Here is a 20,536-nt window from a genome sequence, read left to right as displayed (position 1 = left end):
TACGATCCCCTATTGCGCGCGCTCTCGGTATGGCGCCGCATCCGCCTTCAGTCAGGAGAGACCGGTGTCAGACGTCCGTGTGATCATCCAACGCGATTCCGAGCGGGAAGAGCGCGTGGTGACGACGGGCACCACGGCCGCCGAACTCTTCCCCGGCGAGCGTTCGATCATCGCCGCGCGCGTGGGCGGCGAGCTGAAGGACCTGTCGTACGTCCTGTCCGAGGGCGAGGAGGTCGAGGGCGTCGAGATCTCCTCCGAGGACGGCCTGAACATCCTGCGCCACTCCACCGCGCACGTGATGGCGCAGGCCGTGCAGGAGCTCTTCCCCGAGGCCAAGCTGGGCATCGGCCCGCCGGTCAAGGACGGCTTCTACTACGACTTCGATGTCGAGAAGCCGTTCACACCCGAGGATCTCAAGGCCATCGAGAAGAAGATGCAGGAGATCCAGAAGCGCGGCCAGCGTTTCTCCCGCCGTGTGGTGACCGACGAGGCGGCTCGCGAGGAGCTGGCGTCCGAGCCGTACAAGCTGGAGCTGATCGGCATCAAGGGCTCCGCCTCCACGGACGACGGCGCGGACGTCGAGGTCGGCGCCGGCGAGCTGACGATCTACGACAACCTGGACGCCAAGTCCGGCGACCTGTGCTGGAAGGACCTCTGCCGCGGCCCGCACCTGCCCACCACCCGGAACATCCCGGCGTTCAAGCTGATGCGCAACGCGGCCGCCTACTGGCGCGGCAGCGAGAAGAACCCGATGCTCCAGCGCATCTACGGCACCGCCTGGCCCACCAAGGACGAGCTGAAGGCGCACCTCGACTTCCTCGCCGAGGCGGAGAAGCGCGACCACCGCAAGCTGGGCTCCGAGCTCGACCTGTTCTCCATCCCCGAGCAGATCGGTTCCGGCCTCGCCGTCTTTCACCCCAAGGGCGGCATCATCCGCCGGGTCATGGAGGACTACTCGCGCCGCCGCCACGAGGAGGAGGGCTACGAGTTCGTCTACACCCCGCACGCGACGAAGGGGAAGCTCTTCGAGACCTCGGGCCACCTGGACTGGTACGCCGACGGCATGTACCCGCCCATGCAGCTCGACGAGGGCGTGGACTACTACCTCAAGCCCATGAACTGCCCGATGCACAACCTGATCTTCGACGCGCGCGGCCGCTCCTACCGTGAACTGCCGCTGCGCCTCTTCGAGTTCGGGACCGTGTACCGGTACGAGAAGTCGGGCGTCGTGCACGGCCTGACCCGCGCCCGCGGCTTCACCCAGGACGACGCGCACATCTACTGCACCCGCGAGCAGATGTCCGAGGAGCTCGACAAGACGCTCACCTTCGTCCTCGGCCTGCTGCGGGACTACGGCCTGACCGACTTCTACCTGGAGCTGTCGACCAAGGACCCGGAGAAGTTCGTCGGCTCCGACGAGGCCTGGGACGAGGCCACGGAGACGCTGCGCCAGGTCGCCGAGAAGCAGGGGCTGCCCCTGGTCCCGGACCCGGGTGGCGCCGCGTTCTACGGCCCGAAGATCTCCGTCCAGACCAAGGACGCCATCGGCCGCACCTGGCAGATGTCGACGATCCAGCTCGACTTCAACCTGCCGGAGCGGTTCGAGCTGGAGTACACGTCCCCCGACGGCTCCAAGCAGCGCCCGGTCATGATCCACCGTGCGCTCTTCGGCTCCATCGAGCGGTTCTTCGCGGTGCTCCTGGAGCACTACGCGGGCGCCTTCCCGGCGTGGCTGGCCCCGGTCCAGGCGGTCGGCATCCCGATCGGCGACGCGCATGTCGAGTACCTGGAGAAGTTCGCCGCGGCGGCGAAGAAGAAGGGGCTGCGGGTCGAGGTCGACTCCTCCTCCGACCGTATGCAGAAGAAGATCCGCAACGCCCAGAAGCAGAAGGTGCCCTTCATGGTCATCGCGGGCGACGAGGACATGTCGGCCGGCTCGGTGTCCTTCCGCTACCGCGACGGCTCGCAGGAGAACGGCATCCCGTTCGACGAGGCCATCGCGAAGATCGGGAAGGTCGTCGAGGAGCGGGCGCAGGTCTGATCCTGCGCAGGTGAGGCCCCCGGCGAGTTCATCGCGTCGGGGGCCTCTCGTCGTCCTCATAGGAGAATGTCTGGAGCAACCAGGAGGCGAAGGTCCCGGTCACGGCGCCGAGCAGGGCCAGACCGATGGCCATGATCCCGACCGCGATCAGGCGTCCGACCGGCGTGACGGGGACGACGTCGCCGTAGCCGACGGTGGCGAGGGTGGAGCAGGTCCACCACACGGAGTCCCCGAAGGTCAGGATGGTCGCGTCCGGGGCTCCGTGCTCCTGCTGGTAGACGCCGAGGGCGCCGGTGAAGCCGAGGAGGACGGTCGACAGCCCTGCGTAGGCGATCACGCGCGCGTGCAGCGCCAGCCGGGGCCGTCCGTGCCGGCGCTGCACCGCCTCGTACGCCTTGACGACGCGCAGCGGCCGCAGCAGCGGCAGGACCAGCACCACGGTGTCCAACAGGTGCGTCCGTACGAAGCGCAGTCGCTGCCCGCTCAGCCGCCAGCGCACCGCGTAGTCGACGGCGAACAGCCCCCAGGCGGCCAGGGTCAGCGCGAGGCAGAGGTCCAGCAGGCCGTCGGGCAGTCCGTGGGCGAGCACGCGGATGGCGTACGAGGCCAGGAAGACCAGCGACGCCACGGCGAGCGGAATCTCGGTGTGCTGCTCCCAGCGAGCCGTGCGGCTGTCGTCGTCCCGTGCATGCGCGTCGTCCACCGGCCCAGCTTGGCCCGGGACGCTTTTCCCACAACCCGGCGACACGGCGCGAACGGGCGAAGTCATATGCTGCACTGCATGACGAGTGAGCCGGAGCAGCAGTGGGGCGTGGGGACCCAGGACGCGTTCCAGCGTCTGTGGACACCCCATCGGATGGCCTACATCCAGGGTGAGAACAAGCCGACCGGCCCGGGCGCCGACGACGGCTGTCCCTTCTGCTCGATCCCGGCCAAGTCCGACGAGGACGGGCTGATCGTCAGGCGCGGTGAGCAGGTCTACGCGGTGCTGAACCTGTACCCGTACAACGGTGGGCACCTGATGGTCGTGCCCTACCGCCACGTCGCCGACTACACGGAACTCACCGACGCGGAGACGGCCGAACTGGGTGCGCTGACCAAGCAGGCCATGACGGCGCTGCGCACCGCGTCCGGCGCGCAGGGCTTCAACATCGGCATGAACCAAGGCTCGGTGGCCGGCGCCGGTATCGCGGCCCACCTGCACCAGCACATCGTCCCGCGCTGGGGCGGCGACACGAACTTCATGCCGGTCGTCGGCCACACCAGGGTGCTGCCGCAGCTGCTCGCGGACACCCGGAAGATGCTGGCGGAGTCCTGGCCGACGGCCTGATCCTTGGGCGGAGTGGGGGTTCGTGGTGCGGCCCCCACCCCACCTACGCGTCGTACACGTCCGCCTTGCGCGGCGACGCGTCCTGCACCGCCGTGCTGAGGAACGCCGACCGGTTGCCGAACTTCTCCGTGTCCACGCCGTTCTCCTCCAGGACCCGGATCGCCGCGGCGTGCACGACCCGCAGCACCGGCGTGGCCGCGCGCAGCGCGTCGTCGGCCATGAAGCGGTGCCGCCACGGCTTGTCCGCCCAGGCGTGCCGCAGCCCGAAGGGCTCGGGGAGCGTCAGCGTGCCGCCGAGCCAGTTCAGCAGCGGCGGATACCAGGTCAGGGGCGCCCGGGCGGCCAGGCGTACCACCTCGTCCGCGTCGACCAGCGGGAGCTTCACCTTCCGGGTCTCCCAGAACTTGACCTGCTTGGCGACTTCCTTCTCCTTGGCCTCCGGCTTCGAGGTGAACAGGGAGTGCACCGGGCCCAGGGCGTGCCCGGTCACCTCGATGCGCAGCGTCTCGTGCAGCACGGTCACGGTGATCATCATGGTGATGACCAGCTGCCCGTCCCACAGCGTCCACTGCACGCCCAGGTAGTGCCGGTCGCCCGCGCCGAACTGCTGCTTGTTGCAGATGTCCTGTATGGCGTGCGGCTTCACCTGGTACGCGCTCACGTCCGTGCCCTCGGGCCGGGCGACCGCCTTCGCGTTCTCCCCGACCGGGGTGACGACCCAGTGCCGTACGGACGCCTTCGGGAAGCCGCCGGTGTTCAGCGTGTTCCGCTCCAGCATGCGCAGCTTGTCGTGGATGGACCGTATGACGTCCCAGCTGCGGAATGGGTGGATCTCCCGGTCCGGATGGCGTGAGACGAGGTCCTCGGCGAGCTGCCAGCTGCCCCAGCGGGTGCCCATGCCGAGTATGCCCTTGGGCCCGGCGTAGAACACGGAGTTGGACTGCTGCTCGGCGCTCAGCTGGGCGAGGGACTGGCGCAACTGCTCGGCCGCGGTCTCGCGGGGGCTGCTCGGCACGGCCTCGGGCACCTTCGCCCCGACGCTGCTGCCGGAGAGCAGGCTGTCCCAGCGCTCCCTGAGGTCCCTGGCCGTGCGCTCGCAGATCTGCTTGGCCCAGAACCAGCCGACCACCGGCATCACGATCGCCGCTCGTGCGTACCACGCCCAGAACCCGCCGAACGGCGTGCGCACCAGGAAGATCACGGCGAGGGCGCCGACCCCGACGAGCAGGGCGGTGGCGAGCGCTCCGGCCTGCCTGTTCTCCGTCTTCGCCACGGTGGTGCGGATCTGGAAGACCAGCAGCCAGATGAGGAGTCCGGGCAGGAACAGCACACCGCACAGCACCATGACGATGGTCAGCAGGTTGTCGCGGTCCCTGCGGATGTTGTTCGCCGCGAGGCAGTGCTCGACCACGGCCTGTGGCTCGGCACCGAAGGACTGGATGAGCGGCTTGCGGCCGGCCCCCAGCATGCGGGCGACCACGGCCGCGGAGAAGGCCTCGCCCAGGTTGGGCCGGAAGATCCGCGCCCACTTGCGCCCGTCCGAGACGGTCGACTGGTGCCACTCGCTGTTGGCCGCGAGGATGTCCCTGACCGGATTGTCCCGATAGGCCGCCGAGGCCAGCGCGAACGTCGCCGTCTGTCCCTCGTCGCCCGTGCGCGGCACCTGCGGACCAAAGATGTCCGCGTAACCGCTGTCAACGGTCATTCCCGCCCCCGATCGCCGCGACTCCTGCTCATGCGGCCTTCCCGACTTCCTTGCTTCGCACACCTGTTGATCAGGTGATCAGCGTATCCGCAGGCACGGACATCCGTCGGCGGACGTACCAACATCGCGTCGAGGGACGTACGACATCCGGTCGGCGGACGGACAACATCCCAGTCGGCGGACGGCCGAAGCCGCCCGCCGACTGGGAGGGGAGCGTTCCGTGAACGCCACTTGAGGGGCGCTGGACGCCAACTAGGAAGTGCTGCCCACCTCTTCACGTACCCTTTCCGCGATCTGCGGCGGCATCGGCTCGTGCCGCGCGTAGGAGCGGCTGAAGCGTGCCGTGCCGTGGGACAGGGAGCGCAGGTCGACGGCGTACCGGCCGATCTCGATCTCGGGCACCTCCGCCCGCACCAAGGTCCGTCCGCCGCTGATCTGTTCCGTGCCGAGCACCCGGCCGCGCCGGCCGGACAGGTCGCTCATCACCGCGCCCACGTAGTCGTCGCCGACCAGGACGGTCACCTCGGCCACCGGCTCCAGCAGATGGATCTTCGCGTCGGCCGCGGCCTCCCGCAGCGCCAGCGCGCCGGCCGTCTGGAAGGCGGCGTCGGAGGAGTCCACGGAGTGCGCCTTGCCGTCCAGCAGGGTGATCCGGATGTCGAGGAGCGGATGGCCGGCCGCAACTCCCTTGGCCGCCTGGGCCCTTACGCCCTTCTCGACGGACGGGATGAACTGGCGCGGCACCGCCCCGCCGACCACCTTGTCCACGAACTCGATGCCCGAGCCGCCGGGCAGCGGCTCCACCTCGATCTCGCAGATGGCGTACTGCCCATGGCCGCCGGACTGCTTCACATGACGGCCACGGCCCGCCGACCTGGTCGCGAACGTCTCGCGCAGGGAGACCTTGTGCGGGACGACGTCGACCTGGACGCCGTACCGGTTGCGCAGCCGTTCCAGCGCGACGTCGGCGTGTGCCTCGCCCAGACACCACAGCACCACCTGGTGGGTGTCCTGGTTCTGCTCCAGGCGCATCGTCGGGTCCTCGGCGACCAGCCGGGACAGCCCCTGGGAGAGCTTGTCCTCGTCCGCCTTGCTGTGCGCCTGGATGGCCAGCGGCAACAGCGGGTCGGGCATCTCCCACGGCTCCATGAGCAGCGGGTCGGTCTTGGCCGAGAGGGTGTCCCCGGTCTCGGCGCGGCCGAGTTTGGCCACGCACGCGAGATCGCCGGCGATGCAGTGGGTGAGCACCCGCTGCTGTTTGCCGAAGGGGGCGGACAGCGCGCCGATCCGCTCGTCGACGTCGTGGTCCTCATGCCCCCGGTCGGCCAGGCCGTGGCCGGAGACGTGCACGGTCTCGTCCGGGTGCAGGGTCCCCGAGAAGACCCGCACCAGCGAGACCCGGCCCACATACGGGTCGGACGACGTCTTCACGACCTCCGCGACCAGCGGCCCGTCCGGGTCGCACAGCTTCAGCTCGCGCGGCTTGCCGTCGACGGTGGTGACCCTCGGTGCCTCGCGCTCCAGCGGCGTCGGGAAGCCGCGGGTGACCAGTTCCAGGAGTTCGACCGTGCCGAGCCCCTGCCGGGCGCCCTCGGCCGCGGGAGCGGCGGCCAGGACCGGGAAGAAGACCCCGCGTGCGACGGCCCGCTCCAGGTCCTCGATCAACGTCTTGACGTCGACCTCCTCGCCGCCGAGATAGCGGTCCATGAGGGTCTCGTCCTCGCTCTCCGCGATGATCCCCTCGATCAGCCGGTTGCGGGCCTCCTCGATCAGCGGCAGCTGGTCCTCGCCCGGCTCGGACTCCTCGCGCTCCCCGGACGAGTAGTCGAACAGCTTCTGCGACAGCAGCCCGATCAGCCCGGTCACGGGCGCGTGCCCGTCCGGGGCCTGCGGCCCGCGCAGCGGCAGGTACAGGGGCAGTACGGCGTCGGGGTCGTCGCCGCCGAAGGTCTCCGCGCAGATCCGCGTCATGTCCTCGAAGTCCGCCCGGGCGGACTCCAGGTGCGTGACGACGATCGCCCGCGGCATGCCGACGGCCGCGCACTCCTCCCACACCATGCGGGTCGAGCCGTCCACCCCGTCGGAGGCCGAGACGACGAAAAGGGCCGCGTCCGCCGCTCGCAGACCGGCCCTGAGTTCCCCGACGAAGTCGGCGTATCCGGGGGTGTCCAGAAGATTGATCTTGTACCCGTCCCATTCGACGGGGACCAGGGAGAGCTGCACCGAGCGCTGCTGCCGGTGTTCGATCTCGTCGTAGTCGGAGACGGTGCCGCCGTCCTCCACGCGGCCCGCCCGGTTCACCGCTCCCGTCGTGAGTGCGAGAGCTTCCACCAATGTCGTCTTGCCCGATCCGGAGTGGCCGACCAGCACCACATTCCGTACGGACGCGGGTTGGTCGGCCGCTGTTGCCCTGCCGGCGGCTCCGGGGTGTGCGTTCGCCTTGTCACCCATGGCCTTGCCTCCCGTGCACGGTGAGGTCACTGTGGGCGCGGACATGCGGCCCGCGTGATGGCGGCTCCGGCGACGCCCGCGGTGTTCTTCGAGCTTTCCACTCCCGTCACGGTGCGTCCATACGACGGACGCGATCCCGCGGTCCACCGTCGGTCGCGGGCGGTACGCCGGATCACAGGACGTGGTGCCCGGCCGTCGGCCACGCGCGCGCGTGGCTACGATGGGCCAGCCGGTGGCCAGCAGGGGCCGCTCGGCCACACCGACCCTCGGGAAGGCCATGCTGAACAAGTACGCGCGTGCATTCTTCACGCGTGTCCTCACACCGTTCGCCGCGTTTCTCATCCGGCTGGGCGTCAGCCCGGACACGGTGACGCTCATCGGCACCGCCGGTGTGGTCGCGGGCGCGCTGGTCTTCTACCCCATGGGCGAGTTCTTCTGGGGCACGATCGTGATCACACTGTTCGTGTTCTCCGACCTCGTCGACGGAAACATGGCCCGCCAGCTCGGCCGCTCCAGCCGCTGGGGCGCCTTCCTGGACTCCACGCTGGACCGGGTCGCCGACGGCGCGATCTTCGGCGGCTTCGCCCTCTGGTACGCCGGGCACGGCGACGACAACGCCCTGTGCGCCGTCTCCATCTTCTGCCTGGCGAGCGGCCAGGTGGTGTCGTACACGAAGGCCCGTGGCGAGTCGATCGGCCTGCCGGTCGCCGTCAACGGACTCGTCGAGCGTGCCGAGCGCCTGGTGATCGCCCTGGTCCTGGCCGGGCTCGCGGGCCTGCACAAGTTCGGGGTACCCGGTATCCAGTACCTGCTGCCGATCGCCCTGTGGGTCGTGGCCGTCGGCAGCCTGGTCACGCTGATCCAGCGGGTCGTCACGGTCCGCCGGGAGTCCGCCGAGGCGGAGGCCGCCGCCCGGCAGGAGACGCACGGGAGTGAGGCGGCGAAGTGAGCGCGCAGGAGCGGGCCGCCGACGCGCTGTACGGCCTTGGCTGGGGAGTGGTGAAGAAGCTCCCCGAGCCGGTCGCCGTGCGGCTCGGCCGGACCATCGCCGACCTCGCCTGGAAACGGCGCGGCAAGGGCGTCCAACGGCTGGAGAGCAACTACGCGCGCGTGGTGCCCGACGCCACTCCCGAGCGCCTCGCCGAGCTCTCGCGCGCGGGCATGCGCTCGTACCTGCGCTACTGGATGGAGTCCTTCCGGCTCCCCGCCTGGAGCGCCGAGCGCGTCAGGAGCGGCTTCGAGGCCAAGGATCTGCATTACCTCACCGACGGCCTCGCGGCCGGCAAGGGCGTGATCCTCGCGCTGCCGCACATGGCCAACTGGGACCTCGCCGGCGCCTGGGTCACCACCAAGCTCGACACGCCCTTCACCACGGTCGCCGAGCGCCTCAAGCCGGAGACGCTGTACGACCGTTTCGTCGCCTACCGCGAGGGCCTCGGCATGGAGGTCCTCCCGCACAGCGGCGGTACCGCCTTCGGCACGCTGGCCCGGCGGCTGCGCGACGGCGGCCTGGTCTGCCTGGTCGCCGAACGGGACCTGTCCTCCTCCGGCGTCGAGGTCCGGTTCTTCGGCGAGGCCACCCGGATCCCGGCCGGTCCGGCGCTGCTCGCCCAGCAGACCGGCGCGCTGCTGCTGCCGGTGACCCTCTGGTACGACGACTCACCGGTGATGCGGGGCCGTGTGCACCCCCCGATCGAGGTCCCCGAGTCAGGTACGCGGGCCGAGAAGACGTCTGTCATGGCACAGGCGCTGGCCGATGCCTTCGCCACAGGGATCGCCGAACATCCGGAGGACTGGCACATGCTGCAGCGCTTGTGGCTCAAGGACCTTGATCCCGCGCGTTCTCCCGCCGGGGGGACGGCGTGAGGATCGGCATCGTCTGCCCGTACTCCTGGGACGTACCGGGTGGCGTCCAGTTCCACATCCGCGATCTCGCCGAGTACTTCATCCGCCTCGGCCACGAGGTCTCCGTCCTCGCCCCGGCCGACGACGACACCCCGCTGCCGCCGTACGTCGTCTCGGCCGGCCGCGCGGTGCCGGTGCCGTACAACGGCTCGGTGGCCCGCCTGAACTTCGGCTTCCTGTCGGCGGCCCGGGTGCGGCGCTGGCTGCACGACGGCGAGTTCGACGTCATCCACATCCACGAGCCGGCCTCGCCGTCCCTCGGCCTGCTGGCGTGCTGGGCCGCTCAGGGGCCCATCGTCGCCACCTTCCACACCTCCAACCCGCGCTCCCGGGCCATGCTCGCCGCGTACTCGATCCTGCAGGCCGCCCTGGAGAAGATCAGCGCGCGGATAGCCGTCAGCGAGTACGCCCGCCGCACGCTCGTCGAACACCTCGGCGGCGACGCCGTGGTGATCCCGAACGGCGTCGACGTCGACTTCTTCGCCCGGGCCGAACCCAAGCCCGAGTGGCAGGGCGACACGATCGGCTTCGTCGGCCGCATCGACGAGCCCCGCAAGGGTCTGCCGGTGCTGATGAGGGCCCTGCCGAAGATCCTCGCCGAGCGCCCGCAGACCCGGCTGCTGGTCGCCGGGCGCGGCGACGAGAAGGAGGCGGTCGAGTCGCTGCCCGCCGAACTCCGCCCCCGCGTCGAGTTCCTCGGCATGGTCAGCGACGTGGACAAGGCCCGTTTCCTGCGCAGTGTCGACCTGTACGTCGCCCCCAACACCGGAGGCGAGAGCTTCGGGATCATCCTGGTCGAGGCGATGTCGGCGGGGGCCCCGGTGCTGGCCTCGGACCTGGACGCCTTCACCCAGGTGCTCGACCAGGGCGCGGCGGGCGAGCTGTTCGCCAACGAGGACGCGGACGCGCTCGCCGAGGCCGCCGTCCGGCTGCTCGGGGACCCGGTACGGCTGGCCGAGCTGCGCGAGCGAGGCAGCGCGCACGTACGCCGGTTCGACTGGTCGACGGTCGGCGCGGACATCCTGTCCGTCTACGAGACGGTGACCTCGGGCGCGGCGGCGGTCGCCGCGGCGGACGACGAGCGGGCGCCGGGGTTGCGGGCGCGGCTGGGACTGGCGCGGGACTGACGAGTCCTCGGGGAGTGTGTGCCGACGACGGTCCAGGCAATCTCAGCCCGTCCGGCGTCTGAGGACGAGGCCGTTCGGGCCGAAGCGGGGGCCCGGGGGCGGCAGCCCCCGGAACGCCCGCTTCAACGCCCCGCGCGACACCCGGCCAACCCCAGCGGAGCGCCCCGGTAGCCTTGCCGCCCGTGACCGCAACCCTGATCTGGATCCTCGTCGCGCTGGTCGCGATCGGCCTCTACCTGAGCTGGACGGCCGGGCGGCTCGACCGGCTGCACGCCCGCATCGACGCCACGCGCGCCGGTCTCGACGCCCAACTGCTGCGCCGCGCCTCGGTGACCCAGGAACTGGCCACCTCCGGCGTGCTCGACCCGGCTGCCTCGATCGTCCTGTACGAGGCCGCGCATGCCGCCCGGCAGGCCGAGGAAGAGCAGCGGGAGGTCGCGGAGAGCGACCTGAGCCAGGCGCTGCGGGCCGTGTTCGCCGAGACGCAGCAGGTGGAGGCGGTACGGGAGGCCCCGGGGGGAGAGCAGGCCATCCGGGAACTGACCGAGGCGGTGCGCAGGGTTCCGATGGCCCGGCGCTTCCACAACGACTCCGTACGGGCGGCCCGGGCACTGCGCCGGCACCGCAAGGTGCGCTGGTTCCGGCTGGCGGGGCACGCGCCGTTCCCGTTGGCCTTCGAGATGGACGACGAGCCGCCCGCGGCCCTGGCCGATCGCCCGGCTTAGGGCCTGCCCTGCGCACGGGCCCGAGCCACTCTCACCGGCCCCTCGCGGGAAAACGATCCACCGTCTGTCCATTGGCCCTTGCTGTGGACTGCTTCTCTCGCGTTTCCTCGGTGCTGCAGATTCCTCTTTCACTTCAGCGAGGTCACCCGTGTCCAGCACGTTCTCCGACAACCAGACCCCCGAGACCGGCACCGCGCGCGTGAAGCGCGGCATGGCCGAGCAGCTCAAGGGCGGCGTGATCATGGACGTCGTCAACGCCGAGCAGGCCAAGATCGCCGAGGACGCGGGCGCCGTGGCCGTCATGGCCCTGGAGCGGGTTCCGGCGGACATCCGCAAGGACGGCGGCGTGGCCCGCATGTCGGACCCGACCATGATCGAGGAGATCATCGAGGCCGTCTCGATCCCGGTCATGGCCAAGTCCCGCATCGGACACTTCGTCGAGGCCCAGGTCCTGCAGTCCCTCGGTGTCGACTACATCGACGAGTCCGAGGTCCTCACCCCGGCCGACGAGGTCAACCACTCCGACAAGTGGGCGTTCACCACCCCGTTCGTCTGTGGTGCCACCAACCTGGGCGAGGCCCTGCGCCGCATAGCCGAGGGCGCCGCGATGATCCGCTCCAAGGGCGAGGCCGGCACCGGCAACGTCGTCGAGGCGGTCCGCCACCTGCGCCAGATCAAGAACGAGATCGCCCGCCTGCGTGGCTACGACAACAACGAGCTGTACGCCGCCGCCAAGGAGCTGCGCGCCCCGTACGAGATCGTCAAGGAGGTCGCCGAGCTCGGCAGGCTCCCGGTCGTGCTGTTCTCCGCCGGCGGCGTCGCCACCCCCGCCGACGCCGCGCTGATGCGCCAGCTCGGCGCCGAGGGCGTCTTCGTCGGCTCGGGCATCTTCAAGTCCGGCGACCCGGCCAAGCGCGCCGCCGCCATCGTGAAGGCGACCACCTTCTACGACGACCCGAAGATCATCGCGGACGCGTCCCGCAACCTCGGCGAGGCCATGGTCGGCATCAACTGCGACACCCTCCCCGAGGCCGAGCGCTACGCCAACCGCGGCTGGTAAGCCCCCCCTGAGGACTGCACTTACATGACTGACGCACCTGTCATAGGCGTCCTGGCACTCCAGGGCGACGTACGGGAGCACCTCATCGCCCTGGCCGCGGCCGACGCCGTGGCCAGGCCGGTGCGGCGCCCCGAAGAGCTTGCCGAGGTGGACGGCCTGGTCATCCCCGGCGGCGAGTCCACCACCATCTCCAAGCTGGCCGTCCTGTTCGGCGTGATGGAGCCGCTCCGCGCGCGCGTGCGCGCCGGCATGCCCGTCTACGGCACCTGCGCGGGCATGATCATGCTCGCCGACAAGATCCTCGACCCGCGCTCGGGCCAGGAGACGATCGGCGGCATCGACATGATCGTGCGCCGCAACGCCTTCGGACGCCAGAACGAGTCCTTCGAGGCCTCGCTCGACGTGACGGGCGTTGCGGGCGATCCTGTGGAGGGCGTGTTCATCCGCGCCCCCTGGGTCGAGTCCGTCGGCGCCGAGACCGAAGTGCTCGCCGAGCACGAGGGCCACATCGTCGCGGTTCGCCAGGGCAACGCGCTCGCCACGTCGTTCCACCCGGAACTGACCGGTGACCACCGCGTGCACGCCCTGTTCGTCGACATGGTGCGCGCGAACCGGACGGCGGAGTCCTTGTAGGATCTCTGGCGTTCGTACGGAGTTGGGTTACGCGAAGGAGACAGGCAGATGTCCGGCCACTCTAAATGGGCTACGACGAAGCACAAGAAGGCCGTGATCGACGCCAAACGCGGCAAGCTCTTCGCGAAGCTGATCAAGAACATCGAGGTCGCGGCCCGGATGGGCGGCGTCGACATCGAGGGCAACCCGACTCTCTACGACGCCATCCAGAAGGCGAAGAAGTCGTCGGTCCCGAACAAGAACATCGACTCCGCGGTCAAGCGCGGCGGCGGTCTCGAGGCCGGTGGCGCCGACTACGAGACGATCATGTACGAGGGTTACGGCCCCAACGGTGTCGCGGTGCTCATCGAGTGCCTCACCGACAACCGCAACCGCGCCGCCTCCGACGTCCGCGTCGCCATGACCCGCAACGGCGGCTCCATGGCCGACCCGGGCTCGGTGTCGTACCTCTTCAACCGCAAGGGCGTCGTCATCGTCCCCAAGGGCGAGCTGGGCGAGGACGACGTGCTCGGCGCCGTCCTGGATGCGGGCGCCGAGGAGGTCAACGACCTCGGTGAGTCCTTCGAGGTCATCAGCGAGGCCACCGACCTGGTCGCGGTCCGCACCGCCCTCCAGGACGCCGGCATCGACTACGACTCCGCCGACGCCAACTTCGTCCCGACCATGCAGGTCGAACTGGACGAGGAGGGCGCGAAGAAGATCTTCAAGCTGATCGACGCGCTCGAGGACAGCGACGACGTGCAGAACGTCTTCGCCAACTTCGACGTCAGCGACGAGGTCATGGAGAAGGTCGACGCGTAACGCCGCCGCGGGCGGAACGGTCTCAACGGGCCGACGGGACACGCCCCGTCGGCCCGTCGCCTTGCCGGGCGTCGCTGGCGGCCGTTGTCGGTGGCACCCGATAACCTGCCCAAACAGGCGATCGAAGGGAGGGCGGCGTGCGCGTACTCGGGGTGGACCCCGGACTCACGCGGTGCGGTGTCGGTGTCGTCGAGGGGGTCGCGGGCCGGCCGCTCACCATGCTCGGCGTCGGTGTCGTACGGACGCCGGCGGACGCCGAGTTGGGGCAGCGCCTCGTCGCGATCGAGCAGGGCATCGAGCAGTGGCTGGACGAGTACCGGCCCGAATACGTCGCCGTGGAGCGGGTGTTCAGCCAGCACAACGTCCGCACCGTGATGGGCACCGCCCAGGCCAGCGCCGTCGCCATGCTGTGCGCCGCCCGCCGCGGCATCCCCGTCGCCCTGCACACCCCGAGCGAGGTCAAGGCCGCCGTCACCGGCAGTGGCCGCGCCGACAAGGCCCAGGTCGGCGCCATGGTCACGCGGCTGCTGCGGCTCCACGCACCGCCGAAGCCCGCCGACGCCGCCGACGCCCTCGCGCTCGCCATCTGCCACATCTGGCGCGCCCCCGCCCAGAACCGACTCCAGCAGGCCGTCGCCCTGCACGCATCGAAAGGCCGTACGGCATGATCGCCTTCGTCAGCGGTCCCGTCGCCGCCCTCGCCCCCGACTCCGCGGTGGTCGAGGTGGGCGGGATCGGCATCGCCGTCCAGTGCACGCCGAACACCCTCTCCGGGCTGCGCATGGGCCAGCAGACCAAGCTGGCCACCTCCCTGGTGGTCCGCGAGGACTCGCTGACCCTGTACGGCTTCGCGGACGACGACGAGCGGCAGACCTTCGAACTGCTCCAGACCGCCAGCGGTGTCGGACCGCGGCTCGCCCAGGCCATGCTCGCCGTGCACGCACCGGACACCCTGCGCCGGGCCGTGTCCACCGGAGACGAGAAGACGCTGATCGCCGTCCCCGGCATCGGTAAGAAGGGCGCCCAGAAGCTGCTGCTGGAGCTGAAGGACCGTCTCGGCGAGCCGATCGGCGCGCCCGCGGTGGGCACCGCGATCAGCACCGGCTGGCGCGACCAGCTGCACGCCGCCCTGATCGGCCTCGGCTACGCGACCCGGGAGGCCGACGAGGCCGTGTCCGCCGTGACCCCGCAGGCGGAGGCGGCCGGCGGCCCGCCCCAGGTCGGCCAGCTGCTGAAGGCGGCCCTGCAGAGCCTGAACCGAGCCCGCTGAACGCCGAACCACCGCGCCACCACGAGGCACACTCGATGCGTGTCTTGCGGGAGACGGCCCCCGGACCCCCGGCCGGCCGACCGACGGGCGCGCCACCGCGAGGAGAACTGCAGTGAACTGGGACGACACGACCGACACCCCCGCCGCCGAGCGGCTCGTCGGCGCGTCAGCAGATGGTGAGGACCAGGCCGTCGAGGCCGCCCTGCGCCCCAAGGACCTCGGCGAGTTCATCGGCCAGGAGAAGGTCCGCGAACAGCTCGACCTCGTCCTGCGCGCCGCACGCGCGCGTGGCGCCACCGCCGACCACGTGCTGCTCTCCGGCGCCCCCGGCCTCGGCAAGACCACCCTGTCGATGATCATCGCGGCCGAGATGAACGCCCCGATCCGCATCACCAGCGGCCCCGCCATCCAGCACGCCGGCGACCTGGCCGCGATCCTGTCCTCCCTCCAGGAGGGCGAGGTCCTCTTCCTCGACGAGATCCACCGCATGTCCCGGCCCGCCGAGGAGATGCTCTACATGGCGATGGAGGACTTCCGCGTCGACGTGATCGTCGGCAAGGGTCCCGGCGCCACCGCCATCCCGCTCGAACTGCCCCCGTTCACGCTGGTCGGCGCCACCACGCGCGCGGGTCTGCTGCCGCCCCCGCTGCGCGACCGCTTCGGCTTCACCGGGCACATGGAGTTCTACGAGCCCGCCGAGCTTGAGCGCGTCATCCACCGCTCGGCGCACCTGCTCGACGTCGAGATCGACACCGACGGCGCCGCCGAGATCGCCGGCCGGTCCCGCGGCACGCCCCGTATCGCCAACCGTCTGCTGCGCCGCGTCCGCGACTACGCCCAGGTCAAGGCCGACGGTCTCATCACCCGCCCCATCGCCGAAGCCGCTCTCGCGGTGTACGAGGTCGACGCCCGCGGCCTGGACCGTCTCGACCGCGCGGTCCTGGAGGCCCTGCTCAAGCTGTTCGGCGGCGGCCCGGTCGGCCTGTCGACGCTCGCCGTCGCCGTGGGGGAGGAGCGTGAGACCGTGGAGGAGGTCGCCGAACCCTTCCTCGTCCGGGAGGGCCTGCTCGCCCGCACTCCGCGCGGACGGGTGGGCACGCCCGCGGCGTGGGCGCATCTCGGCCTCACCCCGCCCCGCTCCACGGCCACCGGAAACGGACAACAGGACCTGTTCGGGGCGTGACGACGAGCGTGGTGGCCGGGGCTGGAACCCTGGTGCCATGCTGAACGTTGTTCCATGCGCGCGGACTCGCTTAGACTCCGCCGATGCCGCCTTTGTCGGCGGTGCACACACCCCCAACCATCAGGCCGCTCACCATCGCGGTCACGTGAAGGAAGTACCGACCCGTGAGTCTCGTGACCCTCCTCCCGTTCATCGTGCTCATCGGGGCCATGTTCCTGATGACCCGCTCGGCCAAGAAGAAGCAGCAGGCGGCCGCGAACATGCGGAACGACATGCAGCCCGGCAGTGGCATCCGCACCATCGGGGGCATGTACGCGACGGTCAAGGAAGTCAACGAGGACACGGTCCTCGTCGACGCCGGTCCGGGCGTCGACCTTCTCTTCGCGAAGAACGCGATCGGTGCCGTCCTGTCGGACGACGAGTACAACCGCATCGTCCACGGCGTCGAGCACGACCTGAAGTCCGACTCCGACGTCGTCCCGGACGACGCCTCCTCCCTCACCGAGACCGACGAGTCCGCCGCCGACGCTGCCGCCGCTTCCGACGACAAGCCCGTCGACCTCGGTAAGAAGGACACGGCCGAGGACAAGGCCGAGGAGCCCGCCGAGACCCCGGCCGACACCGAGGCCGCCGAGGCGAAGACGGACGAGGAGCCGAAGAAGACCGACGGCGACTCCCAGGCGAAGTAGTCGCACTCCCCGGGCGCGCGGGCCGGCTCCGCGTGCCCCCGGACGTGCACAGCTCGCACGGGATCCCGACACCAGTCATGGCCGTCCCGCCCGCAGATCCGGCGCGAGACGGCCCGAGAGGGAGTACGAGAAGGTGGCAGCACCTAAGAAGGGCCGGAGCGCGAGCGCCCAGAGCAAGCCAGGGCGCTCGCTGGCCCTCATCCTGATCGCCATCGTGGCGCTCACCGGAGGCATGTTCCTCTCCGGGCACACCACTCCGCGTCTCGGCATCGACCTTGCCGGTGGTACGAGCATCACGCTCCGGGCGGTCCCGGAGGCCGGCCAGGAATCCGCGATCAACAAGACCAACATGGACACAGCGGTCGACATCATGAACCGCCGCGTCAACGGTCTTGGTGTCTCGGAGGCCGAGGTTCAGACCCAGGGCGACAGGAACATCATCGTCAACATCCCCAAGGGTACGAACTCCGAGGAGGCCCAGAAGCAGGTCGGCACCACCGCCAAGCTGTACTTCCGGCCGGTCCTCGCCACCGAGGTCTCGGGCGCGGCCGCCACGGCCAGCCCGTCGCCGAGCGCCTCCAGCAGCGCGCCGAGCGGCGACAAGGCCACGGACAAGGCGACCTCGTCGTCTTCCCCCTCCAGCTCCACCACCCCGTCGGCGACCTCCACCTCGCAGGGCCGCGCGGTCACCGACGCCTTGAAGGCCGACCCGACCCCGTCGGCGAGCGCCTCGGCCTCCGCGAGTGCCGACGCCTCCCCGTCCGCGAGCGGCGGTGACTCCAGCGCGGCGGCCGGCAAGCTCGAGGCCCAGTACGCCGCCCTCGACTGCACGAAGCCGACGGTCCGCGCCAAGGCCGGCGACGGCGCCAAGCCCACCGACTCCACCGTGGCCTGCGGCCAGAACTCGTCGGGTCAGTGGCAGAAGTACGTCCTGGGCCCGGCCGAGGTCGACGGCACCGACGTGGAGGAGGCAAAGGCCGTCCTCAACACGACGACCGGCGCCGGCTGGACCGTCACCATGGACTTCACGGGCGGCGGCGCCAAGAAGTTCGGCGACATCACCGGCAAGCTGGCGCAGAACCAGCCCCCGCAGAACCAGTTCGCCATCGTCCTCGACGGCGAGGTGGTCTCCGACCCGTCCGTCAGCCAGGCGCTGACCGGTGGCAACGCGGAGATCTCCGGCAACTTCAACCAGGAGTCGGCCGAGAGCCTGGCCAACATGCTGTCGTACGGCGCCCTGCCGCTGACCTTCAAGGAGGACAGCGTCACCACGGTGACCGCCGCGCTCGGTGGCGAGCAGCTGAAGGCCGGTCTGATCGCGGGCGCGATCGGTCTCGCCCTGGTCGTCATCTACCTGGTGGCGTACTACCGCGGCCTGGCGCTCATCGCCGTCGCGTCGCTGCTGGTCTCCGCGGCCCTCACTTACGTGATCATGGCGCTGCTCGGCCCGGGCATCGGCTTCGCGCTGAACCTCCCGGCCGTGTGCGGTGCGATCGTCGCGATCGGCATCACCGCGGACTCGTTCATCGTGTACTTCGAACGGGTCCGGGACGAGATCCGCGAGGGCCGCACGCTGCGCCCCGCCGTCGAGCGGGCCTGGCCACGCGCCCGGCGCACCATCCTGGTCTCCGACTTCGTGTCGTTCCTCGCCGCCGCGGTGCTCTTCATCGTGACGGTCGGCAAGGTCCAGGGCTTCGCGTTCACGCTGGGTCTGACCACCCTCCTCGACGTGGTGGTCGTCTTCCTGTTCACCAAGCCGCTGCTGACGTTCGTCGCGCGCAGCAAGTTCTTCTCGAGCGGTCACAGCTGGTCCGGCCTCGACCCCAAGCGACTGGGCGCCAAGCCCCCGCTGCGCCGCTCCCGCCGTCCCGCCCAGCCTGCCGCCGGCCCTGTCGACCCGAAGGAGGCGTGAGATGTCGAAGCTCGGCAACCTCGGCGCCCGACTGCACCGTGGCGAGGTCGGCTACGACTTCGTCGGCAACCGCAAGATCTGGTACGGCCTCTCGATCCTGATCACCATCACGGCCATCGTCGGCCTGGCGGTGCGCGGCCTGAACATGGGCATCGAGTTCGAGGGCGGTGCCGTCTTCACCACCCCGAAGAACACCAGCGTCTCGGTGTCGCAGGCGGAGACGTACGCGGAGGAGGCCTCCGGGCACGACGCGATCGTCCAGAAGCTCGGCGACGGCAGCATGCGCATCCAGATCGCGGGCATCGACACCGACAAGTCCGGCCAGATCAAGCAGGAGCTCGCCAAGGACCTGAAGGTCGACAGCGAGCAGATCAACGCCGACCTGGTCGGCCCCAGCTGGGGTGACCAGGTCGCCAACAAGGCCTGGCAGGGCCTCGGGATCTTCTTGGTCCTGGTGGTGATCTACCTGGCGATCGCCTTCGAGTGGCGTATGGCGCTCGCCGCGTTCGTCGCACTGATCCACGACATCACCATCACGGTCGGCATCTACGCCCTCGTCGGCTTCGAGGTCACGCCGGGCACGGTGATCGGTCTGCTGACCATTCTCGGTTACTCGCTCTACGACACGGTCGTCGTCTTCGACAGCCTCAAGGAGCAGACCAAGGACATCACCAAGCAGACCCGCTGGACCTACAGCGACGTCGCCAACCGCTCGATCAACAGCACGCTGGTCCGCTCGGTCAACACCACCGTGGTCGCGCTGCTGCCGGTCGGCGCCCTGCTCTTCATCGGTGGCGCTGTCCTCGGCGCGGGCATGCTGAACGACATCTCGCTGTCGCTGTTCGTCGGCCTCGCGGCCGGCGCGTACTCCTCGATCTTCATCGCCACGCCGCTCGTCGCCGACCTCAAGGAGCGCGAGCCGCAGATGAAGGCCCTCAAGAAGCGCGTACTCGCCAAGCGTGCGCAGGCCGCCGCGAAGGGTGAGACCCCGGAGAACGAGGTCCTCGACGACGGGTACGACGACGAGCCGGAGGACGCCACTCCGGCGGTCGTCGGTCCCCGCAGCCAGCCCGCGGCCCGCAACCGGGGCCGTGGCCGACCCTCCGGGAAGCGCCGATGACCGGCATCGAGGAACTGCTGCTCAGCCGGATCCGGGACGTGGCGGACTACCCGGAGCCGGGCGTGATGTTCAAGGACATCACCCCGCTCCTGGCGGACCCGGCGGCGTTCACCGCGCTCACCGACGCCCTCGCGGTGATCGCCGCGGACGCCGGTGCCACGAAGATCGTCGGCCTGGAGGCCCGCGGCTTCATCCTCGGCGCCCCGGTGGCCGTCCGTGCCGGTCTCGGCTTCGTTCCCGTGCGCAAGGCGGGCAAGCTCCCCGGAGCGACGCTCAGCCAGGCGTACGACCTGGAGTACGGCTCCGCCGAGATCGAGGTGCACGCCGAGGACCTGAGCGTGGCCGACCGCGTCCTGGTCGTCGACGACGTCCTCGCCACCGGTGGCACGGCCGAGGCGTCGATCCAGCTCATCCGCCGGGCGGGCGCCGAGATCGCGGGCCTCGCCGTCCTGATGGAGCTGGGCTTCCTGGGCGGCCGTGCCCGGCTGGAGCCGGCCCTCGCCGGCGCCCCGCTGGAGGCGCTCCTCAAGGTCTGAGCACCCGTGTCACGACGCCTGTGAGGGGCGTGTACCACCCGCAGGACA

Annotated in this window: 19 protein-coding genes; 16 read left to right on the top strand and 3 right to left on the bottom strand. The window is 70.3% G+C overall.

Going from position 1 to position 20,536, the window contains the following annotated elements:
* Nucleotides 1–64 precede the first annotated feature (64 nt).
* The gene (thrS, locus tag ACWBNA_RS15575; RefSeq protein ID WP_482704928.1) at nt 65–2,041 is read left to right on the top strand and encodes a threonine--tRNA ligase; all 1,977 of its coding nucleotides are present in this window, start codon (nt 65–67) and stop codon (nt 2,039–2,041) included.
* 28 nt (nt 2,042–2,069) lie between these two features.
* Here the strand turns inward: thrS and ACWBNA_RS15570 are convergent, their stop codons facing one another.
* Complete coding sequence (locus ACWBNA_RS15570; protein ID WP_482704927.1) at nt 2,070–2,810, bottom strand: potassium channel family protein; 741 nt, start codon at nt 2,808–2,810, stop codon at nt 2,070–2,072.
* Between ACWBNA_RS15570 and ACWBNA_RS15565 the strand changes: the two genes are divergently transcribed.
* Nucleotides 2,811–3,371: an HIT family protein gene (locus ACWBNA_RS15565; RefSeq protein WP_482704926.1), complete on the top strand. Its 561-nt coding sequence runs from the start codon at nt 2,811–2,813 to the stop codon at nt 3,369–3,371.
* A 43-nt stretch (nt 3,372–3,414) separates the two neighbouring features.
* Here ACWBNA_RS15565 and ACWBNA_RS15560 read toward each other — a convergent pair whose 3' ends face one another.
* The gene (locus tag ACWBNA_RS15560; protein WP_482704925.1) at nt 3,415–5,076 is read right to left on the bottom strand and encodes a hypothetical protein; all 1,662 of its coding nucleotides are present in this window, start codon (nt 5,074–5,076) and stop codon (nt 3,415–3,417) included.
* 252 nt (nt 5,077–5,328) lie between these two features.
* Complete coding sequence (locus ACWBNA_RS15555) at nt 5,329–7,527, bottom strand: elongation factor G-like protein EF-G2 (protein WP_482704924.1); 2,199 nt, start codon at nt 7,525–7,527, stop codon at nt 5,329–5,331.
* Between the two features lie 220 nt (nt 7,528–7,747).
* Between ACWBNA_RS15555 and pgsA the strand changes: the two genes are divergently transcribed.
* The 14 genes from pgsA (at nt 7,748) to ACWBNA_RS15485 (ending at nt 20,488) form a co-directional block, all read left to right on the top strand.
* A complete protein-coding gene (gene pgsA, locus ACWBNA_RS15550; RefSeq protein ID WP_482704922.1) occupies nt 7,748–8,476 on the top strand; it encodes a phosphatidylinositol phosphate synthase in 729 nt (242 codons plus the stop codon).
* The gene (locus tag ACWBNA_RS15545; RefSeq protein WP_482704921.1) at nt 8,473–9,393 is read left to right on the top strand and encodes a phosphatidylinositol mannoside acyltransferase; all 921 of its coding nucleotides are present in this window, start codon (nt 8,473–8,475) and stop codon (nt 9,391–9,393) included. The genes pgsA and ACWBNA_RS15545 overlap by 4 nt, the downstream gene beginning before the upstream one ends.
* On the top strand, nt 9,390–10,559 hold the full coding sequence (locus ACWBNA_RS15540; RefSeq protein WP_482704920.1) for a glycosyltransferase family 4 protein: 1,170 nt from the start codon (nt 9,390–9,392) through the stop codon (nt 10,557–10,559). The genes ACWBNA_RS15545 and ACWBNA_RS15540 overlap by 4 nt, the downstream gene beginning before the upstream one ends.
* 182 nt (nt 10,560–10,741) lie before the next feature.
* Nucleotides 10,742–11,284: a hypothetical protein gene (locus tag ACWBNA_RS15535; protein WP_482704919.1), complete on the top strand. Its 543-nt coding sequence runs from the start codon at nt 10,742–10,744 to the stop codon at nt 11,282–11,284.
* Nucleotides 11,285–11,432: 148 nt separating this feature from the next.
* Nucleotides 11,433–12,344, top strand: a complete 912-nt coding sequence (gene pdxS / locus ACWBNA_RS15530) for a pyridoxal 5'-phosphate synthase lyase subunit PdxS (RefSeq protein WP_482704918.1) — start codon at nt 11,433–11,435, stop codon at nt 12,342–12,344.
* A 24-nt stretch (nt 12,345–12,368) separates the two neighbouring features.
* Complete coding sequence (gene pdxT / locus ACWBNA_RS15525) at nt 12,369–12,977, top strand: pyridoxal 5'-phosphate synthase glutaminase subunit PdxT (RefSeq protein ID WP_482704917.1); 609 nt, start codon at nt 12,369–12,371, stop codon at nt 12,975–12,977.
* Nucleotides 12,978–13,025: 48 nt separating this feature from the next.
* Nucleotides 13,026–13,778 carry a YebC/PmpR family DNA-binding transcriptional regulator gene (locus ACWBNA_RS15520; RefSeq protein WP_057614183.1) on the top strand — a complete coding sequence of 251 codons (753 nt, stop codon included), beginning with the start codon at nt 13,026–13,028 and terminating at the stop codon, nt 13,776–13,778.
* A gap of 137 nt (nt 13,779–13,915) precedes the next feature.
* The gene (gene ruvC / locus ACWBNA_RS15515; RefSeq protein WP_482704916.1) at nt 13,916–14,446 is read left to right on the top strand and encodes a crossover junction endodeoxyribonuclease RuvC; all 531 of its coding nucleotides are present in this window, start codon (nt 13,916–13,918) and stop codon (nt 14,444–14,446) included.
* Nucleotides 14,443–15,048, top strand: coding sequence for a Holliday junction branch migration protein RuvA (gene ruvA / locus ACWBNA_RS15510; protein WP_482704915.1), 606 nt, complete (start codon nt 14,443–14,445; stop codon nt 15,046–15,048). The genes ruvC and ruvA overlap by 4 nt, the downstream gene beginning before the upstream one ends.
* Before the next feature lie 112 nt (nt 15,049–15,160).
* Nucleotides 15,161–16,231, top strand: a complete 1,071-nt coding sequence (ruvB, locus tag ACWBNA_RS15505; RefSeq protein ID WP_482704914.1) for a Holliday junction branch migration DNA helicase RuvB — start codon at nt 15,161–15,163, stop codon at nt 16,229–16,231.
* Nucleotides 16,232–16,395: 164 nt separating this feature from the next.
* Entirely contained in the window at nt 16,396–16,920 is a 525-nt protein-coding gene (gene yajC / locus ACWBNA_RS15500) for a preprotein translocase subunit YajC (protein ID WP_482704913.1), read from the top strand.
* 133 nt (nt 16,921–17,053) lie between these two features.
* The gene (gene secD / locus ACWBNA_RS15495; RefSeq protein WP_482704912.1) at nt 17,054–18,832 is read left to right on the top strand and encodes a protein translocase subunit SecD; all 1,779 of its coding nucleotides are present in this window, start codon (nt 17,054–17,056) and stop codon (nt 18,830–18,832) included.
* Between the two features lies 1 nt (nt 18,833).
* A complete protein-coding gene (gene secF / locus ACWBNA_RS15490) occupies nt 18,834–19,952 on the top strand; it encodes a protein translocase subunit SecF (protein WP_482704911.1) in 1,119 nt (372 codons plus the stop codon).
* Nucleotides 19,949–20,488: an adenine phosphoribosyltransferase gene (locus tag ACWBNA_RS15485; RefSeq protein WP_482704910.1), complete on the top strand. Its 540-nt coding sequence runs from the start codon at nt 19,949–19,951 to the stop codon at nt 20,486–20,488. The genes secF and ACWBNA_RS15485 overlap by 4 nt, the downstream gene beginning before the upstream one ends.
* Nucleotides 20,489–20,536: the final 48 nt, after the last annotated feature.

It is taken from the genome of Streptomyces sp. Q2 (assembly GCF_056820935.1).
The sequence above is the reverse complement of the archived record's forward strand: the minus strand, read 5'-3'. Positions and strand labels throughout refer to the sequence as shown.

What these genes read in the sequence shown, in the direction of transcription:
- ruvA (WP_482704915.1), top strand. Translation starts at nt 14,443, where the DNA reads ATGATCGCCTTCGTCAGCGGTCCCGTCGCCGCCCTCGCCCCCGACTCC.
- pdxT (WP_482704917.1), top strand. Translation starts at nt 12,369, where the DNA reads ATGACTGACGCACCTGTCATAGGCGTCCTGGCACTCCAGGGCGACGTA.
- ACWBNA_RS15520 (WP_057614183.1), top strand. Translation starts at nt 13,026, where the DNA reads ATGTCCGGCCACTCTAAATGGGCTACGACGAAGCACAAGAAGGCCGTG.
- ACWBNA_RS15570 (WP_482704927.1), bottom strand. Translation starts at nt 2,810, where the DNA reads ATGACTTCGCCCGTTCGCGCCGTGTCGCCGGGTTGTGGGAAAAGCGTC.
- ACWBNA_RS15555 (WP_482704924.1), bottom strand. Translation starts at nt 7,527, where the DNA reads ATGGGTGACAAGGCGAACGCACACCCCGGAGCCGCCGGCAGGGCAACA.
- ACWBNA_RS15485 (WP_482704910.1), top strand. Translation starts at nt 19,949, where the DNA reads ATGACCGGCATCGAGGAACTGCTGCTCAGCCGGATCCGGGACGTGGCG.
- secF (WP_482704911.1), top strand. Translation starts at nt 18,834, where the DNA reads ATGTCGAAGCTCGGCAACCTCGGCGCCCGACTGCACCGTGGCGAGGTC.
- ACWBNA_RS15560 (WP_482704925.1), bottom strand. Translation starts at nt 5,076, where the DNA reads ATGACCGTTGACAGCGGTTACGCGGACATCTTTGGTCCGCAGGTGCCG.
- pgsA (WP_482704922.1), top strand. Translation starts at nt 7,748, where the DNA reads ATGGGCCAGCCGGTGGCCAGCAGGGGCCGCTCGGCCACACCGACCCTC.
- ACWBNA_RS15565 (WP_482704926.1), top strand. Translation starts at nt 2,811, where the DNA reads ATGCTGCACTGCATGACGAGTGAGCCGGAGCAGCAGTGGGGCGTGGGG.